Origin of the sequence: Maribacter spongiicola, assembly GCF_004364165.1 — a bacterium.
GTDB lineage: Bacteria > Bacteroidota > Bacteroidia > Flavobacteriales > Flavobacteriaceae > Maribacter > Maribacter spongiicola.
This window is the reverse complement of sequence record NZ_SOAY01000016.1, coordinates 22,496-47,009: the sequence shown is the minus strand read 5'-3', so window position 1 is coordinate 47,009 and position 24,514 is coordinate 22,496. Positions and strand designations below refer to the sequence as shown.

Annotated in this window: 22 protein-coding genes and 1 riboswitch; of the genes, 20 read left to right on the top strand and 2 right to left on the bottom strand. The window is 35.8% G+C overall.

Features of this window, described 5'->3' with window-relative positions; all coding sequences use genetic code 11:
* Positions 1-6: 6 nt before the first annotated feature.
* Positions 7-1,038 carry a hypothetical protein gene (locus CLV90_RS17915; protein ID WP_133688887.1) on the top strand — a complete coding sequence of 344 codons (1,032 nt, stop codon included), beginning with the start codon at positions 7-9 and terminating at the stop codon, positions 1,036-1,038.
* Positions 1,039-1,079: 41 nt separating this feature from the next.
* A complete protein-coding gene (locus CLV90_RS17910) occupies positions 1,080-2,249 on the top strand; it encodes a trans-sulfuration enzyme family protein (RefSeq protein WP_133688886.1) in 1,170 nt (389 codons plus the stop codon).
* A gap of 90 nt (positions 2,250-2,339) precedes the next feature.
* Here CLV90_RS17910 and CLV90_RS17905 read toward each other — a convergent pair whose 3' ends face one another.
* Positions 2,340-3,071 carry a carbonic anhydrase family protein gene (locus CLV90_RS17905; protein WP_133688885.1) on the bottom strand — a complete coding sequence of 244 codons (732 nt, stop codon included), beginning with the start codon at positions 3,069-3,071 and terminating at the stop codon, positions 2,340-2,342.
* 209 nt (positions 3,072-3,280) lie between these two features.
* Entirely contained in the window at positions 3,281-3,808 is a 528-nt protein-coding gene (locus CLV90_RS17900; RefSeq protein WP_133688884.1) for a hypothetical protein, read from the bottom strand.
* An 87-nt stretch (positions 3,809-3,895) separates the two neighbouring features.
* Here CLV90_RS17900 and CLV90_RS17895 point away from each other — a divergent pair, with 87 nt between their 5' ends.
* The 18 genes from CLV90_RS17895 (at position 3,896) to CLV90_RS17810 (ending at position 24,506) form a co-directional block, all read left to right on the top strand.
* The gene (locus tag CLV90_RS17895; RefSeq protein ID WP_133688883.1) at positions 3,896-4,306 is read left to right on the top strand and encodes an RrF2 family transcriptional regulator; all 411 of its coding nucleotides are present in this window, start codon (positions 3,896-3,898) and stop codon (positions 4,304-4,306) included.
* Between the two features lie 200 nt (positions 4,307-4,506).
* Positions 4,507-4,770, top strand: coding sequence for a DUF2061 domain-containing protein (locus CLV90_RS17890; RefSeq protein WP_036156290.1), 264 nt, complete (start codon positions 4,507-4,509; stop codon positions 4,768-4,770).
* Between the two features lie 14 nt (positions 4,771-4,784).
* The gene (locus tag CLV90_RS17885; protein ID WP_133688882.1) at positions 4,785-5,408 is read left to right on the top strand and encodes a phosphoadenosine phosphosulfate reductase domain-containing protein; all 624 of its coding nucleotides are present in this window, start codon (positions 4,785-4,787) and stop codon (positions 5,406-5,408) included.
* A gap of 48 nt (positions 5,409-5,456) precedes the next feature.
* On the top strand, positions 5,457-6,407 hold the full coding sequence (gene cysD / locus CLV90_RS17880; RefSeq protein WP_243835551.1) for a sulfate adenylyltransferase subunit CysD: 951 nt from the start codon (positions 5,457-5,459) through the stop codon (positions 6,405-6,407).
* 82 nt (positions 6,408-6,489) lie between these two features.
* A complete protein-coding gene (locus CLV90_RS17875; RefSeq protein WP_133688881.1) occupies positions 6,490-7,737 on the top strand; it encodes a sulfate adenylyltransferase subunit 1 in 1,248 nt (415 codons plus the stop codon).
* A 158-nt stretch (positions 7,738-7,895) separates the two neighbouring features.
* Complete coding sequence (locus tag CLV90_RS17870; protein ID WP_133688880.1) at positions 7,896-9,986, top strand: HEPN domain-containing protein; 2,091 nt, start codon at positions 7,896-7,898, stop codon at positions 9,984-9,986.
* 5 nt (positions 9,987-9,991) lie between these two features.
* Positions 9,992-10,831 carry a uroporphyrinogen-III C-methyltransferase gene (cobA, locus tag CLV90_RS17865; RefSeq protein ID WP_133688879.1) on the top strand — a complete coding sequence of 280 codons (840 nt, stop codon included), beginning with the start codon at positions 9,992-9,994 and terminating at the stop codon, positions 10,829-10,831.
* A gap of 88 nt (positions 10,832-10,919) precedes the next feature.
* A complete protein-coding gene (locus CLV90_RS17860) occupies positions 10,920-11,981 on the top strand; it encodes an NAD(P)/FAD-dependent oxidoreductase (protein ID WP_133688878.1) in 1,062 nt (353 codons plus the stop codon).
* Between the two features lie 157 nt (positions 11,982-12,138).
* A riboswitch (SAM riboswitch) is annotated at positions 12,139-12,269 on the top strand.
* 100 nt (positions 12,270-12,369) lie between these two features.
* Positions 12,370-13,359 carry a homocysteine S-methyltransferase family protein gene (locus CLV90_RS17855; RefSeq protein WP_133688877.1) on the top strand — a complete coding sequence of 330 codons (990 nt, stop codon included), beginning with the start codon at positions 12,370-12,372 and terminating at the stop codon, positions 13,357-13,359.
* A gap of 47 nt (positions 13,360-13,406) precedes the next feature.
* The gene (locus CLV90_RS17850; protein WP_133688876.1) at positions 13,407-13,760 is read left to right on the top strand and encodes a four helix bundle protein; all 354 of its coding nucleotides are present in this window, start codon (positions 13,407-13,409) and stop codon (positions 13,758-13,760) included.
* A gap of 10 nt (positions 13,761-13,770) precedes the next feature.
* Complete coding sequence (metH, locus tag CLV90_RS17845; protein ID WP_133688875.1) at positions 13,771-16,512, top strand: methionine synthase; 2,742 nt, start codon at positions 13,771-13,773, stop codon at positions 16,510-16,512.
* A 170-nt stretch (positions 16,513-16,682) separates the two neighbouring features.
* Complete coding sequence (metF, locus tag CLV90_RS17840) at positions 16,683-17,636, top strand: methylenetetrahydrofolate reductase [NAD(P)H] (protein WP_133688874.1); 954 nt, start codon at positions 16,683-16,685, stop codon at positions 17,634-17,636.
* 115 nt (positions 17,637-17,751) lie between these two features.
* Positions 17,752-18,849, top strand: coding sequence for an acyloxyacyl hydrolase (locus CLV90_RS17835; RefSeq protein WP_133688873.1), 1,098 nt, complete (start codon positions 17,752-17,754; stop codon positions 18,847-18,849).
* Positions 18,850-18,853: 4 nt separating this feature from the next.
* Positions 18,854-19,669: a head GIN domain-containing protein gene (locus CLV90_RS17830; RefSeq protein WP_243835549.1), complete on the top strand. Its 816-nt coding sequence runs from the start codon at positions 18,854-18,856 to the stop codon at positions 19,667-19,669.
* Entirely contained in the window at positions 19,666-20,799 is a 1,134-nt protein-coding gene (locus tag CLV90_RS17825; RefSeq protein WP_133688872.1) for a serine hydrolase domain-containing protein, read from the top strand. Before CLV90_RS17830 ends, CLV90_RS17825 begins: the two co-directional genes overlap by 4 nt.
* A 71-nt stretch (positions 20,800-20,870) precedes the next feature.
* Complete coding sequence (locus CLV90_RS17820; protein WP_133688871.1) at positions 20,871-22,190, top strand: hypothetical protein; 1,320 nt, start codon at positions 20,871-20,873, stop codon at positions 22,188-22,190.
* A 343-nt stretch (positions 22,191-22,533) separates the two neighbouring features.
* The gene (locus tag CLV90_RS17815; protein ID WP_133688870.1) at positions 22,534-23,361 is read left to right on the top strand and encodes a prephenate dehydratase; all 828 of its coding nucleotides are present in this window, start codon (positions 22,534-22,536) and stop codon (positions 23,359-23,361) included.
* Positions 23,358-24,506, top strand: coding sequence for a pyridoxal phosphate-dependent aminotransferase (locus CLV90_RS17810; RefSeq protein WP_133688869.1), 1,149 nt, complete (start codon positions 23,358-23,360; stop codon positions 24,504-24,506). Before CLV90_RS17815 ends, CLV90_RS17810 begins: the two co-directional genes overlap by 4 nt.
* Positions 24,507-24,514 lie beyond the last annotated feature (8 nt).

Sequence of the window (24,514 nt, the reverse complement as noted above, 5' to 3'; positions counted from 1 at the left end):
ACCCCTATGATTTTGAGAAACAATAAAGTGATAATGCTTGTTATGTTAATTTTAATATTACAAGATAGTATTTACGGTCAATCTTTAAAAGGAGAATCATTTAGGCTGTTTAAGTTGAACGTACCAGAGATAAAAGTACCAGATGATTATAAATATTACGATTTTGAATTAAAAAATAATGTCGGTAATATTTTGGTAAACATTGATGGTGAAAAGTCACCAATGGATTATAAGCAGCCAGATATAACTAGTTATATAAATAGAATCAGATTATATAATAATATATATTATTATATACCGGATTTAATTATTAAAATAGATGGATTTAATTTAGAACACAACTATTATGTTGAATCAGATTCAAAAAGAGTAGGTAGTGAAAAAGTAACCTATTATACAGCTATTTTTGATGTAGTTGGAAGTTTAAATTTAAAACTTGAAGATAAAACTGGTAGTGTACTTTTTGAAGAAAGAATTGAATATCGTAAAAATGCTGATAAGATTGCTGGAGATGAAGACTCTGGACCATTTAAGGATAAAGCAAAGGCTATTAGTGCAATGGTGAAACAAGCGCCTTACAGTTCATCTAATTATAAGAGTTACCATAAAGAGGTGCTGAGAAATTTAGTCGCAAATTTATCACAGAAATTAAATAGAAAGGCTGTGTCCTATTATTATCCAATTAATGAAAATCTTTATTTTTTTAAAAAGCCTGAGAAATTTAATTTTGATATTAAGTTTCTTTTTAAAGATTTATTCGAATTAAAATCGATAAAGAAATATAGTGAGGATTACAGAGAAAAATTTCAGATTGTTTCGACAAAGCTTAGAGGGCAATTGTTAGCAGAGCTTGCAAAAATTACTGAAACTGATAAAAGTAGTGAGTTAAAGAAAAAATGGGTTTTATATACAAACTTGGGAAATATAGAATATGCATTAGGTAATATAGAAAAGGCTCAAGAGTATTTAAATCTTTCAAGAGAACTTAAGGTTTATAAAAATTATCATGGTTTGTTTGACCTTATTAATAGAAAGTAAAAGAATTTACCTAAATCTTAAAAAATAATTTTTGAATATTCATGAAGAATAATAATAAATTTGAAACGAACGCTATACGCACACAATTAAAGCGAAGTGAGAACTTGGAGCATTCTGTTCCTTTGTACTTAACTTCAAGCTTTGTATTTGAAGATGCTGAAGATATGCGTGCGTCGTTTGCAGAGGAAAAGGAGCGTAATATTTATTCGCGATATTCTAATCCGAATTCATCTGAGTTTATAGATAAAGTATGTCAAATGGAAGGTGCCGAAAGCGGATTCGCATTTGCATCGGGTATGGCAGCGGTTTTTTCTACATTGGCAGCGTTGTTGGATAGTGGTGACCATGTATTATCGGCAAAAAGCATATTTGGTTCAACGCATTCGTTATTTACGAACTTCTTCCCAAAATGGAATATCGATCATACTTATTTTAAGATAGACGAATTGGACAAAATTGAAGGTCTGGTCACTCCGAAAACAAAAATCATTTATGCGGAGACTCCCACTAATCCTGGTGTAGATGTGTTGGATTTGGAGGAGTTGGGAAAGATTGCGAAGAAAAATAATTTGATTTTGGTTATCGATAATTGCTTTGCATCCCCTTATTTACAACAGCCGATTAAGTTTGGAGCAGATTTGGTTATCCATTCTGGAACTAAATTGATGGATGGTCAGGGAAGGGTATTGGCAGGTATTACTGTCGGTAGTGCAGCATTAATGGATAAGGTGTATCGTTTTTCACGTATAACAGGTCCCGCTCTATCACCATTCAATGCATGGGTACTTTCAAAAAGTTTAGAGACACTGGCAATACGAGTAGACAGACATTGTGATAATGCCCTGAAGTTAGCAGAATTCTTAGAAGGGAACGATAAAGTGAACTGGGTGAAATATCCATTTTTAAAATCGCACCCAAAGTATGAGATTGCCAAAAAGCAAATGAAAGCAGGTGGTTGTGTAGTAGCTTTTGAAGTTAAAGGAGGTCTAGATGCAGGAAAGGAGTTCTTTGACTCTATTAAACTGTTGTCACTTTCTGCGAACTTAGGAGATTCAAGAACCATAGTAACGCACCCGGCATCGACAACGCATAGTAAATTAAGTGTAGAAGAACGGGCAGCAGTAGGTATCTCAGATGGTACAGTTCGTATTTCGGTAGGGTTGGAGCATATTGATGATATTATTGCAGATATAGCTCAGGCACTGGGATAGTATAAGAATAGACTGTTTTGGTAGGTGTTCATAAAAATAACAAAAGCCCTTTTTGCAGAGAAAGGGCTCTTTGATTTATAATTTTATGTTTTAAAGAAAATTGACCACTCCGGTATCCATGTCATAAACGGCACCTCTAATATCTATTTCGCCTTTGTTCATCATCTCGTTAAGTATGGGGCTATCCTTTTTTATTTTATCGATAGCTACTCGAACATTATTTTCACTAACCTCATGTACCAGCAATCTATTTTTAGAAGTTCTAGGCCCTTCCGATTTAGTTGACATTTTTACGGCTGGTTCTATGTTTTTTAACATTTTGGTAATATGACCTAACTCAGCGCCATCTATTGCAGCATGAATTGCTACACAATTTTCATGACCTAAAACTAGTATTAGTTTTGCACCCGCCACTTTGGTTGCAAATTCCATACTACCAAGAATATCATCGTTAATAAAATTCCCTGCCACACGAGCAACGAAAATATCACCAATTCCTTTGTCAAAAACATCCTCTACAGGTACTCTACTGTCAACACATGAAAGAACTATTGCTTTTGGATATTGAGATTCTGCACTTTCTCTAATTTGCATAGAATGGTCTCTAGCAGTAAGGTCGCTCATTACAAATCTTTCATTTCCTGCTGATAAACTATTAAATACATCTAAAGGTGTTAATGCTGCCTGTTCCTCTGCAGAAAGTACCGATTCTACCAGAATTTTACTTTTGTCTATCTCAATTGTTTCGCTTTCAGATTGTTGCGAGGTCATGGTGGTTGAAAATGCGAGTAAGCTAACAAGTAATACTAAATTTTGTCTCATAATCATCGTTATTTAATTCTTAGCAAATGTAAATAGCAAAACCCAAAATGAAACTATTACTATTCATAAATAATAGTTAAAGTATTAATTATTGATAGTATTACTATTAAAATATGAAATTCAATATTTATTATATGGATTTGAGCTTTTGATAGAAACAAAAAATGCCCGGTATATACCGGGCATTTAAATATGTATAAACATTATGTCTATTTACTTAACGTCATTGTATAAGTAGCACTAACAGTGGTAGTACCTCCAAAAACCTCAACAGTATCATTTAAATCGTATTTAAGATTCATTTTAGAATCTGTTAGCTCTGTAATAGTCAAACCGATTTCTTCTCCGTCAGCAGAAACAAAATATAATGTGCTGCCATCTAATCTCCATTTGTCAGACTGAAAAAAATCATCGCCTTCTATTTCTTCAGATTGAGACTCGCCCATAAAGGTTGTAGTTAATATAGTCGTGTATGAACCTTCGCTAGTAACATTCTGTGGATCCTCAGAAAAAGTGATTATGGTGTCAAAATCTTTTCCAACAGAAGAGAAAGTGGTTTCTATAGAATTTCCATCAAAATCGGTATTCGATTTTCCATCTTTAGTTTCAAGTGCGGTTAAATTCCATGTGCCTATAATTTCACTCTCGTTAGCATTTGAAACAGCATCTTCATCATTTGAACAAGATGTGAAGACCAATGATAGTGCGATAATCGATAATAAGAATACTTTTTTCATAATTAATTTAATGGTTGAAAATGTATAACGATGTTTTGTTGGTTCAAGTATTTGATGTATATTTTTTTATTTGGCTATCTTAGCATTATGCTCTCGAAAAAGACAAAATATGGTTTAAAAGCATTGGCCTATTTAGCGGCACAGCCAGATAAAAAACCAGTTCAAATTTCAGAAATCGCTGAAAAGGAGAACATCTCCCAGAAATTCTTGGAGAGTATACTCTTGAGTTTAAGAAAAACAGGATTCTTAGGCTCAAAAAAAGGCAAAGGAGGTGGTTATTATTTAATAAAATCTCCAGAAGAAATATCTATGACAGATGTTATGAGGGTTTTAGAAGGACCAATTGCCATGGTGCCTTGTGTAAGTCTTAATTTCTATGAAACTTGTGATGACTGTCCAGATGAAAACACCTGTTCGGTTCATAAGCTAATGCTGCAAGTGCGTGATAGTGCGTTAGATGTATATCGAAATAATACATTAAAGGATATCATCTCGTAAATTTCATCATTTTATCAAATCTTTATTTTGCAGTAACACAATTCATTGCGAAATATGAATTTTTCATGCTCTTTTGTTAATAATCTACTAAATCTATAGGGTAAATGAAATTTATCTAAAATATGAGCGACTACATTGGAAAATAATACTATTTTTGAAAACTCTATTAAATTAGTAGGGTAATAAAAATGAAGTAAAAGATGATTGCAGATCAACTTATATTAAATAAAAAGGAAAACAAAACTACGTATCAAGATGATAAAACATCTGAAAAGCCAATTCGTAGTATTGCCAAGGCTTTCAGTTGGAGAGTAATAGGTACGGTAGATACGTTAATTATATCTTATATACTTACGGGTGAGTTTTCGGTAGCAGCATCAATAGCCTCTATAGATTTTGTAACAAAAATGATATTGTATTTCTTTCACGAGCGTTTTTGGAATTTAGTAAAGTGGGGTAAATAATAAAGAAAAGGATTATGGCATTGACAGAAGCACAAGTTCAGAAGTTGAACATTCAATTTAAAGGTATACCGCCAGAAGAAATTATTTCTTGGGCAGTAAAGCATGCAGAAACTCCCGTAGTAACAACAAACTTCAGACCATATGAAGTAGCTATTTTACATGCGGTATCTGGTGTAAAAAAAGATATTCCTGTAGTATGGTGCGATACGGGTTACAATACTCCGAAAACGTACAAACATGCAGATGAGATAATCAACAAGTTGAATTTGAACGTAAAATTGTTTGTACCAAAACAAACTACTGCGCATAGAGATGCTGTTATGGGTATTCCTCAAATTGATGATCCCAGACATGCGTTATTTACGGAGCAAGTTAAGTTGGAGCCTTTTAAAAGAGCTATGGCGGAATTTAAGCCAGATGTTTGGTTTACGAACCTAAGAAAAGGGCAGACTGCACACCGCGATAGTTTAGATATTTTAAGTCTAAGCAAAGACGGCGTGTTGAAGGTGAGTCCGTTTTACCACTGGAACGATACACAATTAGATGCCTATTTAAGAAAATATAAGCTACCGAACGAGCATAACTATTTTGACCCAACTAAGGTGTTAGAAAATAGAGAATGCGGATTGCATAGTTAATCAGCGGTTGTAGAAAAGAATAAGATAATTTATCTAAGAAAATATAGAATGAGTAATACAAGTACGGAATTGGAAGTAACCCCATCCATAGAACTTTTAAAAGATACCTCTCATATAAATGCCCTTGAAAATGAAGCAATTTATATTATAAGAGAAGTTGCTGCTCAGTTCGAGAAGCCGGTTCTTTTGTTTTCAGGAGGAAAAGATTCGATTACATTGGTTCGTTTGGCTCAAAAAGCATTTTGGCCATCGAAAATTCCATTCCCATTAATGCACATTGATACGGGTCATAACTTTCCTGAAACTATCGAGTTTAGAGATAGATTGGTAGAAGAGTTAGGGTTAGAATTGATTGTGCGTAATGTGCAAGATTCAATCGATCAAGGTAAGGTAAAAGAAGAGTCAGGTAGATACTCAAGTAGAAATAGTCTTCAGACAACAACGTTATTAGATGCAATCGAAGAATTTAAGTTCGATGCTTGTATTGGTGGTGCGCGTAGAGATGAAGAAAAGGCACGTGCTAAAGAACGTATTTTCTCTGTTCGTGATGATTTTGGACAGTGGGATGAGCGTAACCAACGCCCAGAGTTGTTCGATATGTTAAACGGACAAATAGAATTGGGTCAGAATGTACGTGTTTTTCCAATATCTAACTGGACAGAATTAGACGTATGGTCTTATATTAAAGAAGAGCAAATTGAAATTCCTTCAATTTACTTCGCACACAAACGTAAAACTTTCTTAAGAGATGGTATGATATGGTCTGCAGAAGACGGTATTGTATTTAGAGAAGAAGATGAGGTTGTAGAAGAAAGATTGGTTCGTTTCCGTACGGTAGGCGATATGTCTTGTACCGCAGCAGTACTTTCAGATGCGGAAACTATTGATAAAGTGGTAGAAGAAATTAGAGATTCATCTATTTCTGAACGTGGTGCACGTATAGACGACAAACGTTCAGAAGCTGCAATGGAGAAAAGAAAACAACAAGGATATTTTTAATATGGTTGATGGTTGTTGGTTGTTCGTTGATAGTAAATAGCGAACAAAACCAACAACGAACAACCAACAACGAACAACGAAATTGGAAGTACTAAAAATAGCAACGGCAGGTAGTGTAGATGATGGTAAAAGCACCTTGATAGGGAGAATGCTTTACGATACAAAATCTTTGACCAGCGATAAGTTAGAAGCAATAGAAAAAACCAGTAAGCAAAAGGGGTACGATTATTTAGATTTCTCTTTGGCAACAGATGGTTTGGTAGCAGAACGAGAGCAAGGTATTACCATAGATGTGGCTCATATCTATTTTTCCACGGCAAAGAAAAGTTACATTATAGCAGATACACCTGGGCATGTGGAATATACCCGTAACATGGTTACAGGTGCATCTACATCTCAAGCGGCAATTATATTGATAGATGCACGTAAGGGTGTAATCGAACAAACGAATAGACACTTTTTTATCAATAATTTACTGCGCATTAAAGATGTTGTAGTAGCTATTAATAAGATGGATTTGGTGGACTATTCAGAGGAAACTTACAACGCTATTAAGGCTGATTTTGAGGAGTTGATGGCGAAAAGAGACTATCAAGATCAGAAAATAACCTTCATTCCTGTAAGTGCATTGAAAGGTGATAACGTAGTAAATAAAACAGACAAGACACCTTGGTATACAGGTCCGACTTTGTTAGAACATTTTGAAGCGTTGGATAGAAAAGATATTTTCAATGCAGGTACGCCACGTTTCCCGGTGCAATATGTTATCCGTCCGAAGACAGATGAGCATCATGATTTTAGAGGATTCGCAGGTAAAGTGTATGGAGGTGAGTTAAGTGTAGGTGATGAGGTAGTAGCGCTTCCATCGCAAACACGTTCAACTATAAAGGAAATTTATTTCCACGATAAAAAATATAAAACAGCATCAAGGCGTTCGTCGGTTACAATTACGTTAGACGATGAAATTAATTTAAGTCGTGGTGATATGTTAGTGAAGGCTAATGATTTACCAACGGTTGATAAGCAATTTACTGCTACTATTTCTTGGATGGATTCATTGCCGTTAGCTGCTGGTAATAAATATATCGTACAACACGGTGTCAATAAAGTATTGGCAAAAGTAGAACAAGTACATCATAAGATAGCTCCTGATTATTCAGGTATCGATTCAGAAACCGATGCATTGGGTATGAATGATATTGCCCAGGTTAGTTTCCGTTTAAATAAGCCAATTTTCTACGATCAGTTTAAGAATCATAGAACAAACGGTTCATTTATATTGATTGATACGAAATCGAATAGTACCGTAGGGGCGGGATTTATACAATAAAAAGCCCCTAGCCCCCAAAGGGGGAATTCAAAATAGGCATCATATTTTAATTAGTATAGTAAGTCTATAGGTATAGTAAAGTAATTAATTAATAATAACGCTTGTTTTTACCCGAGTAAGTGTTCCTCCCTTTTGGGGAGGTTAGGAGGGGCTACAATATGCAAAGTTTTAGAACAGAAATAGAGAATCAAGTAGTTGCTAAAGATATTTTAGAACTGGAACGCAAGATTCATGAGTTCCATGGCGGCAAATTAGATGAGGAGAAATTTAGAAGCCTACGTTTGGCTCGTGGTGTTTACGGTCAGCGTCAAGAAGGGGTTCAGATGATCCGCATTAAGTTGCCATATGGTAAGGTGACTTCTAAACAATTGCTACGTATTTGTGATGTGTCCGATGAATATTCTACCGGTAGATTACATATTACTACACGTCAAGATATTCAGATTCACTATGTGGATTTAAATAGGACTCCCCAGTTATGGTCAGAATTGGAGAAAGACGATATTACGTTAAGGGAAGCATGTGGTAACACGGTACGAAATGTAACGGCAAGTGAAACTGCGGGTGTAGATGTAGATGAACCTTTTGATGTTTCGCCTTATGCACATGCATTGTTTCAATACTTTTTAAGAAACCCTGTGTCTCAAGAAATGGGGCGTAAGTTTAAGGTTTCTTTCTCAGCGAGTGATGCCGATACTGGTTTGTCATATATGCACGATTTAGGCTTTATTGCTAAAATCGAAAATGGAGAAGTAGGTTTTAAAGTGATGTTGGGTGGCGGATTAGGTTCTCAGCCAAGACATGCCGATGAATTGTATAGCTTTTTGCCTGCAGATCAAATTATTCCGTTAATGGAAACCGTTATACGTGTTTTTGATCGTTACGGTGAGCGTAAGAGTAGAGCAAAGGCAAGAATGAAATTCTTGTTGAAAGATTTAGGTTTGGACGGATTCAAAGAATTGTTAGCTGCAGAAAAAACAGCGGTTCCTTTTGATACATTTCCTATTGATCCTGAAGATTATCCTAAGGTAAAAGTTTCACAATTAGAAGTTCCAAAAGTTGAAATAGCAGATTCGAAAGAATTTGAACAATGGAAATCTACAAATGTAGTTTCGCAGAAACAACCAGGCTATGTGGCTTTGGGTATTAAAGTTTTATTAGGAGATTTCTATACGGATAAAGCACGTTTGTTAGCGAACTTGGTACAGAAATATGCAGCAGGTGAGCTTCGTTTATCACTTCGTCAAAACATTTTAATTCCTTTCGTAAAAGAAGAGAATGTTGAATTTTTCTATACGGAATTAAAGAAATTAGGTTTTGCCGAAGCAGGTTATAACAAAGCATTAGATATAACTGCTTGTCCTGGTACAGATACCTGTAACTTAGGTATTGCCAGCAGTACTGGTATTGCAGAAGAACTAGAAAGAGTTATAAAAACTGAATACCCTGATTATATTAATAACGAAGATGTTGTTATAAAGATCAGTGGTTGTATGAACGCATGTGGTCAACACAACATGGCAAATATTGGTTTCCAAGGAATGTCCGTTCGTACAAAAGATAAATTAGTTGCTCCGGCATTACAAGTATTGTTAGGTGGTAGCACAGATGGTAACGGTCAAGGTCGTTTTGCTGATAAAGTAGTAAAAGTGCCAAGTAAAAGAGGACCTGAAGCATTACGTTTAATCTTAAATGATTTTGATGCTAACGGTGGCGAATTGTCGTTCCCAGATTACTACGAAGAAAAAGGGCAAATGTATTTCTACGATTTTCTAACGCCACTTTCATCTGTAGATGATTTAACGCCGGAAGATTTTATCGACTGGGGAAATACAGAGCGTTATGAAAAAGCAATCGGTGTAGGTGAATGTGCAGGTGTGGTTATTGATTTAATTGCGACGCTTCTTTTTGAAAGTGAAGAGAAAATACAGAATGCACAAGATATGTTCGATGCTGAAAAGTGGTCTGCAAGTATTTATCACGCATATTCTTCTATGGTGAATTCAGCGAAAGCGATGTTAACATCAGAGAATACAAAAGTGAATACGCATGTAAGTATCATTAAAGATTTTGATGAGAAGTTTGTTGCCGATGGAAGAATTGCTGTTGCAGGCGGATTCGAGAAACTGGTGCTTCAATTGAATCAGAATGAACCAACAAAAGAATTTGCAAATTCATATATAAAAGATGCTAAGGTGTTTTTAGAGACAGTAGCAAAATTTAGAGAACAAGAATTAGCAGAAGCATAAACAGTATGAGTTTAGAAATCAATATAACGAAGACTGAGGGCAGCCGAAGGCAAGTAGAAGTTCCCCCTTCGGGGGCTAGGGGGCTTTTAACTGTTGTCGGTGCAGGACCTGGTGATATAGAGCTAATCACTTTAAAAGCAATCAGGACTTTGGAAAATGCCGATGTAGTTTTATATGATGCTTTGGTAAACGAAGAGCTGCTAGACTATGCAAAAAATGCAGAATTGATTTTTGTGGGTAAAAGAAAAGGATGTTATGCCTATCAGCAAGAACAAATAAATGAACTAATTGTTAGCAGAGCAAAATCTGCGGGACATGTAGTACGATTAAAAGGCGGAGATCCGTTTGTATTCGGTCGTGGTTCAGAAGAAATGGATTACGCTGCTTCTCACGGATTGGAAGTTGCCATGGTGCCCGGTATTTCATCAAGTTTAAGTGTACCGGCATCTCAAAATATACCAGTGACCAAAAGAGGGGCTTCTGAAAGTTTCTGGGTAATTACAGGAACTACAAAAGAGCATAAACTATCAACCGATGTTGCTTTGGCAGCAAAAAGTAGCGCAACAGTGGTGATATTAATGGGAATGTCAAAACTCCCACAAATAGTAGAACTGTTTAAAGGTGAAGGCAAAGCAGAGATGCCCATAGCTATCATTCAAAACGGGACTCGTGAGAATGAAAAAGTTGGGATTGCAACGATTGAAACCATAGTAGATGTGGTGGAGAAGGAAAACCTTTCTAATCCTGCAATTATTATTATTGGTGAAGTAGTAAAGCATCGCGAAGCATTAGTAGAAGCTAAAAACCAGTATTCACAAGAGAATGGTAGTTTGAGCGAAGTATAAAAAGTACAAAGTATTAAGTACAGAGTTGAAGTAAAATTAAAAGAAGTTGAAAAGTGATTATTAATTACTTTTTACTAAAAAGAAAATTATGATTAAAACAGATATGCTCATCATAGGAGCGGGACCAACCGGATTATTTACGGTGTTTGAAGCAGGATTATTAAAGTTAAAAACGCATTTAATTGATGCATTGCCGCAACCAGGTGGGCAGTGTTCAGAGATATATCCTAAGAAACCTATTTATGATATTCCTGCATTTCCAGAAATTTTGGCGGGTACTTTGGTAGATAATCTTATGGAACAAATAAAACCTTTTGAGCCAGGTTTTACCTTAGGCGAAAGAGCTGAAACCTTAGATAAGTTAGAAGATGGTTCATTCGTAGTTACTACAAATAAAGGAACCAAACATAATGCGCCAGTTGTAGTTATAGCAGGCGGATTAGGTTCATTTGAACCAAGAAAACCACCTATCTCAAATATTGTAAATTTTGAAGATACCGGTGTTTCTTATATGATTAAGGATCCAGAAGTATATCGAGATAAGAAGGTGGTTATTGCCGGTGGTGGTGATTCAGCATTAGATTGGGCCATATTTTTAACCGATGTAGCTTCAGAAGTAACTTTGGTTCATAGAAGAGATGAATTCAGAGGAGCTTTAGATTCTGTCGAAAAAGCAGCTGAGTTAGCTAAGTTGGGTAAAATCAAATTGATTACAAAAGCCGAGGTTAAGGAGCTTCACGGTAAAGAACAACTTGAGGCTGTTGTTATTAAGCATACGGATAGAGAAAAAGAAGACACCTATTTAGAAGTTGATAATTTTATTCCATTGTTCGGTTTATCACCTAAATTGGGTCCGATAGGCGACTGGGGCTTAGATATTCATAAGAATGCCATTAAGGTAAACAACGCAAAAGATTACCAAACAAACATACCGGGTGTATATGCTATTGGAGATGTCAATACATACGAAGGTAAGTTGAAATTGATCCTTTCAGGTTTCCATGAAGCTGCGGTAATGTGTCAGTATGCATACCAACAAATTAATCCGGGTAAGCGCTATGTAATGAAATACACGACCGTTGGCGGAGTAGAAGGATTTGATGGTTCTAAGAAAGAAGCCAAAAAAGAAGTAGTACAAAGTATTGCATAAAGTTATAATTTGGTCAGTAAAACCTCCAGATTCTTTATGATTCTGGAGGTTTTTTTATGACAATTTTCTAAAAATTCGTTGGGTAAAAAACCTGTTGAAGTTTTGGATTAGAGCATACTGTGCCGTTACTTTGCAAATCGTTCATAAATATATTGAAACGTTATCAAGAAAGGTGGAGGGACTAGACCCATTGAAACCTTGGCAACCCTTTCCTAATATGGAAAAGAAGGTGCTACATTCTATCTTTATTCTGCTTACTCCTGCAGAATGTGTTATTCTAAATAACATTATCAAAGACAGATAACTTAAGAAGAGGCGTCTAGCCTAACTTTCCTTACTTGATTTCGAATTAGTTTTTTATTGGATGTAGAATCTTTTACAACGTAAAATGAAGGATATAAAAGAAATTTTAAAAGAGCGAATTCTCATATTAGATGGTGCCATGGGTACGATGCTACAACGCTATAAGTTTACTGAGGAAGATTTTAGGGGAGAGCGTTTTAAAGATTGGGAGCACCCATTGCAGGGTAATAATGATTTGTTGTCCCTTACACAACCCGAGGCAATTGCAGAAGTGCACCGTAAATACTTTGCGGCAGGTGCTGACATCGTAGAAACCAATACATTCTCAGGTACTACTATCGCCATGGCAGATTATTATATGGAAGATTTGGTGTACGAGTTGAACTATGAATCTGCACGCATTGCAAAAATGGTAGCAGATGAATTCACTAAGAAGGAACCGAATAAACCAAGATTTGTAGCGGGTAGTATAGGTCCTACAAACAAAACGGCGAGTATGTCCCCAGATGTAAACGATCCCGGTTTTCGAGCTATTTCTTTTGATGAATTACGTATTGCTTACAAGCAGCAAGTAGAAGCCTTGTTAGATGGTGGATCTGATATTTTATTGGTAGAAACTATTTTCGATACCCTTAATGCAAAAGCGGCATTGTTCGCTATTGAAGAGGTCAAGGAAGAACGAAATATAGATGTGCCAATCATGGTCAGTGGAACAATTACTGATGCTTCGGGAAGAACATTGTCCGGACAAACAGCAGAGGCATTTTTAATATCAATATCTCATATTCCGATATTATCGGTTGGGTTTAACTGTGCTTTAGGTGCGAATCAACTAGTACCACATTTAGAAGTATTGTCGACCAAAAGTGAGCATGCAGTTTCTGCGCATCCAAATGCAGGATTACCAAATGCCTTTGGAGAATACGATGAGACTCCCGATCAAATGGCAGAGCAAATAAAAGAATACGCAGAAAAAGGATTAGTAAATATAGTAGGCGGTTGTTGTGGAACAACTCCGGAGCATATTTCGGCGATAGCTGAGGTGGTGGAAAATTTCGCTCCGCGTCAATTTTAGTTGTTGGTTGTCGGTTGTTAGTTGTTGGATAATAAAATAGTGATACTATGAAAGTCTATACAGAATTGGAAGTTTGGAAGGAGTCAAGAATTCTTGTGAAGGATATTTATACTATGACCAAGTCGTTTCCAAAAGAAGAGACTTACGGACTTACTAATCAACTTAGACGATGTGCTGTATCTATTCCTTCTAATATAGCAGAAGGTTGCGGAAGAAGGACAGCTGCTGACACGATACAGTTTTTACATATTTCAAGAGGTTCATTATATGAGTTGGAAACTCAAATTTATATAGCCCTTGATTTGAATTATATTGAGAATGATGATTTTGAAGCTATTAATAAGAGAATTATTAGCTGTAAGAAATTGATAAATGGATTTATCAATTATTTTAAAAAGTGATATAGATTAAATGAGCAATAGGTCTGAAATACCAACAACCAACAACCAACAACCAACAACCAGATATCTGCGGTTGAGCGGCTTAGAACCCCTAATCGTAACCCCCGAAACTAACTTCATAAACGTGGGGGAACGGACAAACGTTGCCGGGTCTAAAAAGTTTCTACGTCTTGTAAAGGAAGAGAAATTTGAAGAGGCATTGGCGGTCGCCAGAGAGCAAGTGGAGAACGGAGCCCAAGTTATCGACATCAACATGGATGATGGGTTGATTGATGGTAAGCAGGCTATGGTCAAGTTTTTGAACTTAGTTATTGCCGAACCAGATATTTCGCGTGTCCCTATCATGATAGATAGTTCTAAATGGGAAATCATTGAAGCCGGACTACACGTTGTTCAGGGTAAATGTGTTGTAAACTCCATTAGTTTAAAAGAAGGCGAAGAGCAATTTTTGCATCACGCGAAATTGATAAAACGTTACGGAGCAGCAGTAATTGTTATGGCGTTCGATGAGGTGGGGCAGGCAGATAATTATGACCGCCGTATAGAAATAGCAAAACGATCTTATGACGTTTTGGTAAACAAAGTGAATTTTGCGCCAGAAGATATCATCTTCGATTTAAATATTTTTCCTGTTGCAACAGGTATGGATGAGCATAAATTAAATGCCATCGATTTTATTGAAGCAACCAGGTGGGTGCGTGAAAACCTACCGCATGCAAGTGTTAGTGGTGGTGTTAGTAATGTTTCGTTTTCGTTTAGGGGAAATAATCCGGTACGTGAGGCAATGCATTCTGTATTCTTGTATCATGCAATTAAGGCGGGTATGAATATGGGAATTGTGAACCCGAGTATGTTAGAGGTTTATGATGATATCCCTAAAGATTTATTAGAGCGTGTAGAGGATGTTATTCTAAATAGAAGAGACGATGCAACTGAGCGTTTACTCGATTTTGCTGAATCTGTAGTTGGAAAAACGAAAGAGAGTAAGGTTGATTTATCTTGGCGTGAAGAGCCGTTACAAAATAGAATTACACGTGCCTTGGTAAAAGGTATTGACCAATATATAGTTGAAGATGTAGAGGAAGCTAGAGTTGCTGCAGATAAACCTATTGAAGTTATTGAAGGTAATTTGATGACTGGTATGAATGTGGTGGGCGATTTATTCGGTAGCGGAAAAATGTTCTTACCACAGGTAGTGAAATCTGCTCGAGTAATGAAAAAAGCAGTGGCCTACCTGTTACCATATATTGAAGAGGAAAAATTATTAAATCCTGTTACCGATGGGTCAGGGGCACCCGGAAAAATATTAATGGCTACTGTGAAGGGTGATGTTCATGATATTGGTAAAAATATTGTGAGTGTAGTACTTGCTTGTAATAATTATGAGATTGTTGATTTAGGGGTTATGGTACCACCTGAAAAAATAATTGCAGCTGCTATTGAGCATAATGTAGATATTATAGGACTAAGCGGATTAATTACTCCGTCGTTAGATGAAATGGTCCATTTGGCAAAGGAAATGGAGCGTAAGAAATTTAAATTCCCGCTGTTGATTGGTGGTGCGACGACGAGTAAAGCGCATACTGCCGTAAAAATAGATACGCAATATAGTGAAGCGGTAGTTCATGTAAACGATGCTTCAAGGGCGGTAACTGTTGTGGGCGATTTGCTTAAAAAAGAAACATCGCAAGGCTATAAAAAGAGTATTAAAGATGATTATGATGTGTTTAGGGAGAAGTTCTTAAATCGTTCATCAAGCAAAACATACAAACCAATTTCTGCAGCACGTAGAAACAAGTTTAAAATAGATTGGAAAACTTCTGAAATCGTTAAGCCAAACCAATTAGGTATTCAGGTAATTGATGATTTAGATTTAAATCTGTTGGTTCCGTTTATTGATTGGACACCTTTTTTTAGAAGTTGGGAATTGCACGGTAAATACCCGGCAATATTGACCGATGATGTTGTTGGTGAACAAGCCACAGATCTTTTTGCTGATGCTAAAGACATGCTAAACAAAATTATTTCTGAAAAGAAATTAAAAGCAAAAGGCATTTTCGGATTGTTCCCGGCAAACTCAGTTAATGATGATGATATTGATGTCACCCTGAGCGCAGTCGAAGGGCGAGAAAACGAGCAGTTTACTTTCAGAACCCTACGTCAACAATTAGAACGTAGAGAAGGAGTGGCAGATTATGCTTTGGCAGATTTTATAGCACCAAAAGAATCTGGAAAACAAGATTACATGGGTTGCTTCTGTGTATCTACAGGTTTTGGAACTGCAGAATTAGCGGCAAAATATGAAGCAGATTTAGATGACTATAATTCCATTATGGTAAAGGCTCTTGCGGATAGATTGGCAGAAGCATTTGCAGAATATTTACATAAGGAAGTCCGGATTAAACACTGGGGTTATGCTTCTAATGAGGAGTTGAGTAATGAAGATTTAATTAAGGAATCTTATAAGGGAATTCGCCCTGCACCGGGCTATCCTGCGTGTCCTGATCATCTGGAGAAACTGACCATTTGGGATATTTTAAAAGTGAAAGAGACAATAGGCGTAGAACTTACAGATAGTTTAGCCATGTGGCCGGCAGCATCTGTAAGTGGGTATTATTTTGGGAATCCGCAAGCGCGTTATTTCGGATTAGGAAAAATCAAAGAAGACCAGGTAAAGGATTTTGCAGAACGAAAAGGTATGCCATTAGAGGATGCTGAAAGATGGTTAGCGCCGAATATCGTAGAAGTTTAGTGCGTTAGGGATTGAAGCGGCATCTTTTTCTATGCTGAAGTTTTGAATTTAAGTATGAAAATTGATTAGAAAAAATACAGCTGAAAGCCCGCTCGAACGCCCAAATAATTGAAATATAAATAATGATGCCTCATTGAGGTTTGCTCTCAAAAAGGGTAATAGTAGAATATATGAAAGTAACAGACCATATCACCAACGCAAAAGGAAAGACACTTTTTTCATTTGAAATAGTACCACCGGTAAAGGGTAAAAATATTCAAGAGTTATATAGTAATATTGACCCGTTAATGGAATTTAAACCTCCGTTTATTGATGTGACTACATCGCGTGAAGAGACGATTTATGTAAAAAAAGAAGGTCTGTTAGATAGAAAAACTACACGTATGAGACCTGGTACGGTGGGCATTTGTGCTTCTATTCAGCATAAATATGATGTAGATACCGTGCCGCATGTAATTTGTGGCGGATTCACTAAAGAAGAAACAGAATACATGTTGGTTGATTGCCACTATTTGGGCATACAAAATGTGATGGCTTTACGTGGCGACGCCCGTAGCGAACAGAAATATTTTGAGGCTACCGATGGCGGACACCCTTTTGCAATTGACTTGGTGAAGCAAATTCAAGATTTAAACTGTGGAAAATATTTACATGAAACCATAGAGAGCGAGCACTGCAGCGATTTTTGTATTGGTGTGGCGGGTTACCCAGAAAAGCACTTAGAATCACCTTCATTACAATCAGATTTAAAACGATTGAAAGAAAAGGTAGATGCGGGTGCCGATTATGTGGTAACGCAAATGTTTTTCGATAATAAAAAATATTTTGAGTTTGTAGAAGCTGCAAAAAGTATTGGAATTACCGTACCAATTATTCCGGGTATCAAACCAATTGCGGTTAAAAGACATATGCAATTATTGCCACAGGTATTTAGAATAGATATGCCCCAAGATCTAATTGAAGCAGTTGATGGTTGTGCTACAAATAAAGATGTACGTAAAGTAGGTATAGAATGGGCTATTCAACAATCTAAAGAGTTGAAAGCCGCTGGTGTACCTGTGCTACATTACTATTCTATGGGTAAATCTGATAATATTAAGGCGATAGCAGAAGCACTATTTTAGTTTGTAGGAAAGTATTAAGTATAAAGTACGAAGTACAAAGTACAAAGTATCGGTTGATAATAATACTTACTACTTAATACTTTGTACTTAATACTTATAACTATTTTTGCCCCCAATGAATTTTAAGTTTCTATCCATTTTACTGATTTCAGTAAGTTGTTGTTTCGCACAAGAATCTGGTGAGCAAAAAAAGTATACCCTAGATGCTAATCAGTTCTACGGGTCTATCATTCTGCATAATCCAGATATATCACATTTGATTACATCGCATCCTGCAGGAGTGATTTTGAGTTATAATCGAAAAACTTATGGTTCTGAAGAATGGGAAGAATTATATAACTATCCAGATTTGGGATATTCGTTTATCTATCAGAATACGAACAATAGTACGTTAGGTGATAATTACGGACTCTACGCGCATTATAACTTTTATTTTTTTAAGCGAAACGTGCAGCTTCGAGTGGGTCAAGGTGTTGCTTATGCAACCAATCCGTACGACAAAGAAACTAACTTTAGAAATAATGCCTATGGCTCTGATGTGTTGAGTTCTACATATTTAATGTTCAATTACCATAAGGAGAATATTATAAAAGGGTTAGGGTTTAAGGCAGGTATTTCTGTAATACATTATTCAAATGCCAACTTTAGAGCACCCAATACCTCGACCAATACCTTGGCTTTTAATGCAGGTGTTGTTTATGATTTAGATGGTGGCAAAGAAATAGAATATATACATAGAGATAAGGAAAAAGTAACAGAGCCTTTGCGTTACAATTTTGCTATAAGAACAGGTATAAATGAAAGTGATGTTATTGATTCTGGTCAATATGGTTTTGTTGTGCTCTCTGCCTATGCTGATAAAAGAGTGGGACGAAAAAGCGCACTGCAATTTGGTATAGATGCGTATTTCTCGAATTTTTTAAAGGAATTGATTCGCTATCAAAGTATTGCTTTTCCAGAAAATGGTGTTGATGCAGATGACGATTATAAAAGGGTAGGGGTATTTGTAGGTCATGAGCTGTTCATCAACAAAATGTCTATCATTTCTCAATTAGGTTATTATGTGTATTATCCGTTTGATTTTGAGGGGCGTATGTATAACCGAATGGGTTTAAAACGCTATTTTGGAGAAAAGGTATATGGATCAGTAACCTTAAAATCTCACGGTGCAAAGGCAGAAGCTGTAGAATTCGGAATAGGAATAAGATTGTAGAAATATGATGTTAGAAAATAGAAATCAGAAAATATACTTTAAAGGAAGGGGCATTGGTAGAAAGCTTTTTTCCATGTCGGCCATTCTAGTTTTAATACTATCCTTTATTTCTTGCGATTCGGAAAATGCATCTGATTGTTTTCAGACTACAGGTGATATCATGCGAGAAGAGGTTTTGGTTGCAGAATTTACTTCCATAACAGCTTTTGAAAATGTAGCCTTGGTCATTAAACAAGGAGATACACAAAAAGTAGAAATTGAAACAGGAGAAAATCTTCGAAATGAAGTAGCAGCGGTTGTTGAAGACGGAAGATTATTACTAACCGATACCAATGACTGTAATTATGTACGCGATTATACTACGACCACAATATATGTGACCACTCCCAATTTAACCAGTATTCGTAGCAGTACCGGTTTTCCTATTCGAAGTGATGGAGTGTTAGCTTTTGAAAGTTTAAGCCTGCTATCAGAAAGTTTTACAGATCCAGAGGCAGAAACCACAGATGGTGAATTTAATTTGGAATTAGATGTTACCAGTTTAAGCATTACCAGTAACGGAATTTCTTATTTTAAGTTGAAAGGTAGCGCAGAAAGTTTCAATATTAGCATCGCAGCAGGTGATTCTAGAGTAGAAGCTCAAGAACTGATTGCACAGCGGGTAAATGTGAACCATAGAGGATCTAATGATTTATTGGTGAATCCGCAAGAGCGATTAATTGGGGTTTTGAGAGGTACTGGCGATTTGCAAAGTTATAACCGACCGGCAACCGTTGCCGTAGAAGAATTGTATAACGGTCGTTTGATCTTTGTGGAATGAACCCAATACTTAAATATCTAAAAAACGTATTTGCTGCTAAACGCGTTCTGGCAGATGACAGTCAGTTAAGCGGACTTGTAAAGGCTGATTTTTTACTACAAGAATTAATTAAACATGATAGAGCTCCGGGGATTGCAATTACTGTTTTAAAAGACGGCAAAACTATTTTTCAAAAAGGATATGGTTATGCTGATTTAGAACAAAAACAATTCATTGATACACGAAAATCTATATGCAGAGTCGCCAGTGTTTCGAAACCTATCGCTGCAACAGCATTGGCTTATATGGTGCAAGAAGGACTTATAGATTTAGATGAATCTTTTTACACGTATCTGCCAGATTACCCCAAGAAAGAATGGGATTTTACGATTCGTCAATTAGCTAGTCATACAGCAGGCATTAGAGTATACAAAGGCAAAGAATACGGGCTGAATAAACCTTTGTCTATAAAAGAAGGTTTAGACATATTTAAAAATGACCCATTGGTTTATGAACCGGGTACTGAGTATTTATATAATAGTTTTGATTGGGTAATGATCTCTGCAGCAATGCAAAAAGCAAGCGGAATTCCTTTTGAGGAGTATGTTCAAGAGAATGTATTGAATCCACTAGGGATGAAAAACACCTACATTCCAGAATGTCATTCTGATGATAATTATAAAAAATCGGGTATAGATGTTAATACTATTGCATCATCCGAAGAACAAAACCAAGTAGCTACATTTTACACAAAAGGCATTTCAGGATTTAGAAAAGCGATACCTGTAGATAATTTTTACAAATTAGCAGGTGGCGGATATTTGTCCACGTCGGCGGATATTGCAAAATTCGGACAAGCATTTTTAGATAAGAAAGTTGAGATTAAAGAATCAATTTTAAATCAATTTTTAACTGCTCAGCAAGTAAATGGTAATTCTACGTACTACGGATTAGGTTGGCAAGTAAGTGAAGATGCAAAAGGCAGAAAGTTCTTTGGGCATGTTGGCAACGGAGTAGGAGGGTGCTCTAATTTCTTTGTTTACCCTAAAGAGCAACTTGTATTTTCGATTTTGGTGAATTGTACAGACCCTAAAATACAGGGAGAGTTAGATGCTGTAATCAATTGCTTTTTTGACGAGGTTGATTCTTAGTGATTTAATGTTTTATAAGTTTTAAAGAAAGGGTATATTAGTCTCACTAACCGTGAGATTTTTAATACAGAATGAGCTTGCCACCAGAAACCACCCCAATTGTAGAAAATAAAAAGAATATAAAATGGCTTCAACGACTGAAAGAAGAAAGTTGGGAAGCAGAATTGTTAGTCTCTGCAATTGCCATTTTTGGTACGTTTCAATTATTTGGTTTTATAGAGTGGGTTACTAATAAATTAATAGACTTATTACCTATTGAACAGCATATTTATGGTTACATAATAACTATTATAGGGTTGTTGGCTATTAGTGTTCTAGTGTCCATGTTTGTAATTCATTTTATTTTACGAGCGTATTGGATCGGCCTGGTAGGCTTAAACTCGGTGTTTCCTGATTATAGTGTTGAAGATAGTGCGTACTCTAAAATTTATACGGAGATGTTTTTAGCTATACTGCCAAAACAAGAAGTTACTATAAAAAAGGTAGATGAATTATGTAGTGTTATTTTTTCTGTAGCATTCACTATTCTTTTAATCTATTCATATATGTCTTTGTTTTTATGCATTTATATGTTGATTTATAATTTGCTGTTAGATTATGTACCTAGTTTTATACTGTTATTACCTCTTTTACTAATCTTAGGACTAATTATAGTTCAAACGATTTTTGGCATTGTAGGGAATTTGAAAAAGTTCAAGAATAACGTTGGTGTTCAAACATGGATGTTTAAAGTGGTAAGATTAGCTTCAATGGTTACTTATGGTCCATTGTACCGAAATTTACTTCAGGTTACTATGGTATTTGGGTCTAATTTTAAAAAGAAAAAATCTTTAGTGTATCTCGTATTATTATTTTTTGCATCAGGTATGTTTTTAACCTTTGTTAAAGTAACTGACACAAATATTTTTCATTTGATTTTCCCTAAAGAGCATGATGTTAGTCTTATGTATTTAAGCTATTATGGTGACCAAAATCATGATAAATCATTTTTGTTGACTCCACAAATTCAATCGGATATTATAGAAAATAGTGCAGTAAAATTATTTGTTCCAGTTTTTCATCATGAGCGTAATTATCAAAATAATACCTGTGGTGAATTTAATGATGACGAAAGTTTGAGTAATGAGGAAAATAGATTGAATAGTCGTAAGTATTTTCTTGATTGCTATCAAAAATATCATAAGGTTGCGCTCAATGGCGCTCCGATAAGTATTGATTTTCTTAAAAAAGATCATGCTATTTCAGAGCAATTTGGTATTGTGGGTTTTATAGATAAAGAGTTCTTACAGAATGGTGAGAATACTTTAGTGGTAACAAAAACGCTAGGCGATGTAAAAGAGTTTACGTGGACTATTCCTTTTTATTATCAACCCAATACAGGCTCAAAGTAATAAGTAGTTTCGTGGTTTAAATTCATTTTATTTTAATTTTTAACACAAAACCCTCACTTTTTGAGATAGAAATTGATTTTTTTAAAAAAATAAAACGGAAAACGACCATTTTTAAATATAATTACTACATTAGCCAAAGTTTACAAGCATAATGACAAAGCAATATTTCTGGAACGGTTTTTATTTTTACTTCTTTTTTAAGAGAGGTACGGGACTGTTGTAGTATATTTTAAATATAAAATAGAATCTAAGTTCCGGTGTACATCGGAACTTTTTTTTTGGCAAAAATTGAAATCGCTCCAAGCATATGTAAAGGGTATATCAGTAAGTTGAAATGTGAATTATGAGTTTAAAAATAGCCATACAGGGAATTAAAGGAAGTAATCATCATCAGGTAGCTAAAGATTATTTTGGTAATGATATTGAACTTGTAGAATGTCTTTCTTTCGATGCTTTGGTAGATAGGTTGTTGTCAAAAGAAGCTGATCAAGGTGTCATGGCCATAGAGAATTCTATTGCGGGTTCTATAATTCCAAATTATGCTTTGATAAACCGAAATGACTTGCATATTATTGGGGAATATTATTTAAATATCCATCATAATTTAATGATGTTGAAGGGGCAGAAAATTGAAGATATAACTGAAGTCAGTTCTCACCCAATGGCATTGTTACAGTGTAAGGAGTATTTTAGACAATATCCGCACATTAAATTGGTAGAAGATGTAGATACTGCAGAGACCGCAAAGCGCATACAAGAGCAAAAGTTAAAGCACGTTGCAGCTATTGCACCAAATGTTGCAGCAGAATTATATGGGTTGGACATCGTAGCGAACGACATACAGACGATACAAAATAACGCTACTCGTTTTATCATTGTAAAGACAAAAAACAATGTGCTACCTGAGGCTGAAATTACGAAGGCTTCGTTAAGGTTTATAACCGACCATAAAAGAGGAAGTTTAGCGGCTGTGCTTAATGTTATGAGCGATTGTAGATTAAATTTGACAAAAATACAGTCCTTACCGGTAATAGAAACACCATGGAAGTATTCATTTTTTGTGGATGTCACTTTTACTGATTATGCAGATTTTACCAAAGCAAAAAGTCTATTGAACATCATGGCAGAAGATTTTAAAGTTTTGGGTGAATATAAAAATGTAAGACAATGATACGTACAGCCGAAAGGTTAAATACAATACAGGAATACTACTTTTCAAAAAAATTGAGAGAGGTACGGGGCTTAATGGCACAAGGTAAACCGATAATAAATATGGGTATCGGTAGTCCGGATCTGGCTCCGTCTCAAGAAGTATTGAATGCTATACAGCGTGCGGTTTTAGAAAGTGGTGCGCATCAATATCAAAGCTACCAAGGGTTACCCCAGTTAAGAGGCGCAATTGCTAATTTTTATAAAAAAAGATTTAGTGTTGATGTCGATCCAGAATCTGAGATTTTACCCCTAATGGGCTCAAAAGAAGGTATAATGCATATTAGTCTTTCTTTTTTAAATGAAGGTGATGAGGTTTTAATTCCTAATCCGGGATACCCGACCTACACTTCCGTTACTAATTTGGTAGGCGCAGTGCCTACATATTATGATTTGACAGAAGATAATGGCTGGTTTCCAGATTTAGAAGTTTTGGCGAAACAAGATTTATCTAAAGTAAAGATCATGTGGTTGAGTTACCCACATATGCCCACAGGTTCTTCGGCTACCAAAGACCAGTTTGTAAAAATAGTCGACTTTGCTAAGCAGCATCAAATTCTGTTGGTAAACGATAACCCGTACAGTTTTGTTTTAAATGACGAGCCGGCGAGTATTTTAAGTATACCAAATGCAAAAGAGGTGTGTTTAGAATTAAATTCTTTGAGCAAAACCTTTAATATGGCCGGTTGGCGTGTAGGTTTTGTACTGGGTAGCGATGAGCATATCAATGCTATTTTAAAGGTAAAAAGTAATATGGATTCTGGTATGTTCTATGGCATTCAGAAAGGAGCTATAGCAGCATTAGAAAGTACCGATGAATGGTTTGAAAATTTAAATGCAGTGTATAGTGAACGTAGAGAGTTGATTTTTGAATTGGCAAACAAGCTTGGATGTGCATATGATAGAAATGCCGTGGGCTTGTTCGTATGGGCAAAATTACCAGAAGGTAGTGTATCATCAGAAGAATTTATAGATAATGTATTGTATACAAAAGATTTGTTCATTACTCCAGGTACCATATTTGGTAGTAATGGCGAAGGCTATATTCGTTTTTCGCTTTGTATATCAAAAGAAAAAATAAAAGAAGCAATTAAAAGATTTGATTAGTTGAGAGC

Coding starts and splice junctions, on each gene's coding strand:
- CLV90_RS17915 (WP_133688887.1), top strand. CDS start 7: ATGATTTTGAGAAACAATAAAGTGATAATGCTTGTTATGTTAATTTTA.
- CLV90_RS17910 (WP_133688886.1), top strand. CDS start 1,080: ATGAAGAATAATAATAAATTTGAAACGAACGCTATACGCACACAATTA.
- CLV90_RS17905 (WP_133688885.1), bottom strand. CDS start 3,071: ATGAGACAAAATTTAGTATTACTTGTTAGCTTACTCGCATTTTCAACC.
- CLV90_RS17900 (WP_133688884.1), bottom strand. CDS start 3,808: ATGAAAAAAGTATTCTTATTATCGATTATCGCACTATCATTGGTCTTC.
- CLV90_RS17895 (WP_133688883.1), top strand. CDS start 3,896: ATGCTCTCGAAAAAGACAAAATATGGTTTAAAAGCATTGGCCTATTTA.
- CLV90_RS17890 (WP_036156290.1), top strand. CDS start 4,507: ATGATTGCAGATCAACTTATATTAAATAAAAAGGAAAACAAAACTACG.
- CLV90_RS17885 (WP_133688882.1), top strand. CDS start 4,785: ATGGCATTGACAGAAGCACAAGTTCAGAAGTTGAACATTCAATTTAAA.
- cysD (WP_243835551.1), top strand. CDS start 5,457: ATGAGTAATACAAGTACGGAATTGGAAGTAACCCCATCCATAGAACTT.
- CLV90_RS17870 (WP_133688880.1), top strand. CDS start 7,896: ATGCAAAGTTTTAGAACAGAAATAGAGAATCAAGTAGTTGCTAAAGAT.
- cobA (WP_133688879.1), top strand. CDS start 9,992: ATGAGTTTAGAAATCAATATAACGAAGACTGAGGGCAGCCGAAGGCAA.
- CLV90_RS17860 (WP_133688878.1), top strand. CDS start 10,920: ATGATTAAAACAGATATGCTCATCATAGGAGCGGGACCAACCGGATTA.
- CLV90_RS17855 (WP_133688877.1), top strand. CDS start 12,370: ATGAAGGATATAAAAGAAATTTTAAAAGAGCGAATTCTCATATTAGAT.
- CLV90_RS17850 (WP_133688876.1), top strand. CDS start 13,407: ATGAAAGTCTATACAGAATTGGAAGTTTGGAAGGAGTCAAGAATTCTT.
- metH (WP_133688875.1), top strand. CDS start 13,771: ATGAGCAATAGGTCTGAAATACCAACAACCAACAACCAACAACCAACA.
- metF (WP_133688874.1), top strand. CDS start 16,683: ATGAAAGTAACAGACCATATCACCAACGCAAAAGGAAAGACACTTTTT.
- CLV90_RS17835 (WP_133688873.1), top strand. CDS start 17,752: ATGAATTTTAAGTTTCTATCCATTTTACTGATTTCAGTAAGTTGTTGT.
- CLV90_RS17830 (WP_243835549.1), top strand. CDS start 18,854: ATGATGTTAGAAAATAGAAATCAGAAAATATACTTTAAAGGAAGGGGC.
- CLV90_RS17825 (WP_133688872.1), top strand. CDS start 19,666: ATGAACCCAATACTTAAATATCTAAAAAACGTATTTGCTGCTAAACGC.
- CLV90_RS17820 (WP_133688871.1), top strand. CDS start 20,871: ATGAGCTTGCCACCAGAAACCACCCCAATTGTAGAAAATAAAAAGAAT.
- CLV90_RS17815 (WP_133688870.1), top strand. CDS start 22,534: ATGAGTTTAAAAATAGCCATACAGGGAATTAAAGGAAGTAATCATCAT.
- CLV90_RS17810 (WP_133688869.1), top strand. CDS start 23,358: ATGATACGTACAGCCGAAAGGTTAAATACAATACAGGAATACTACTTT.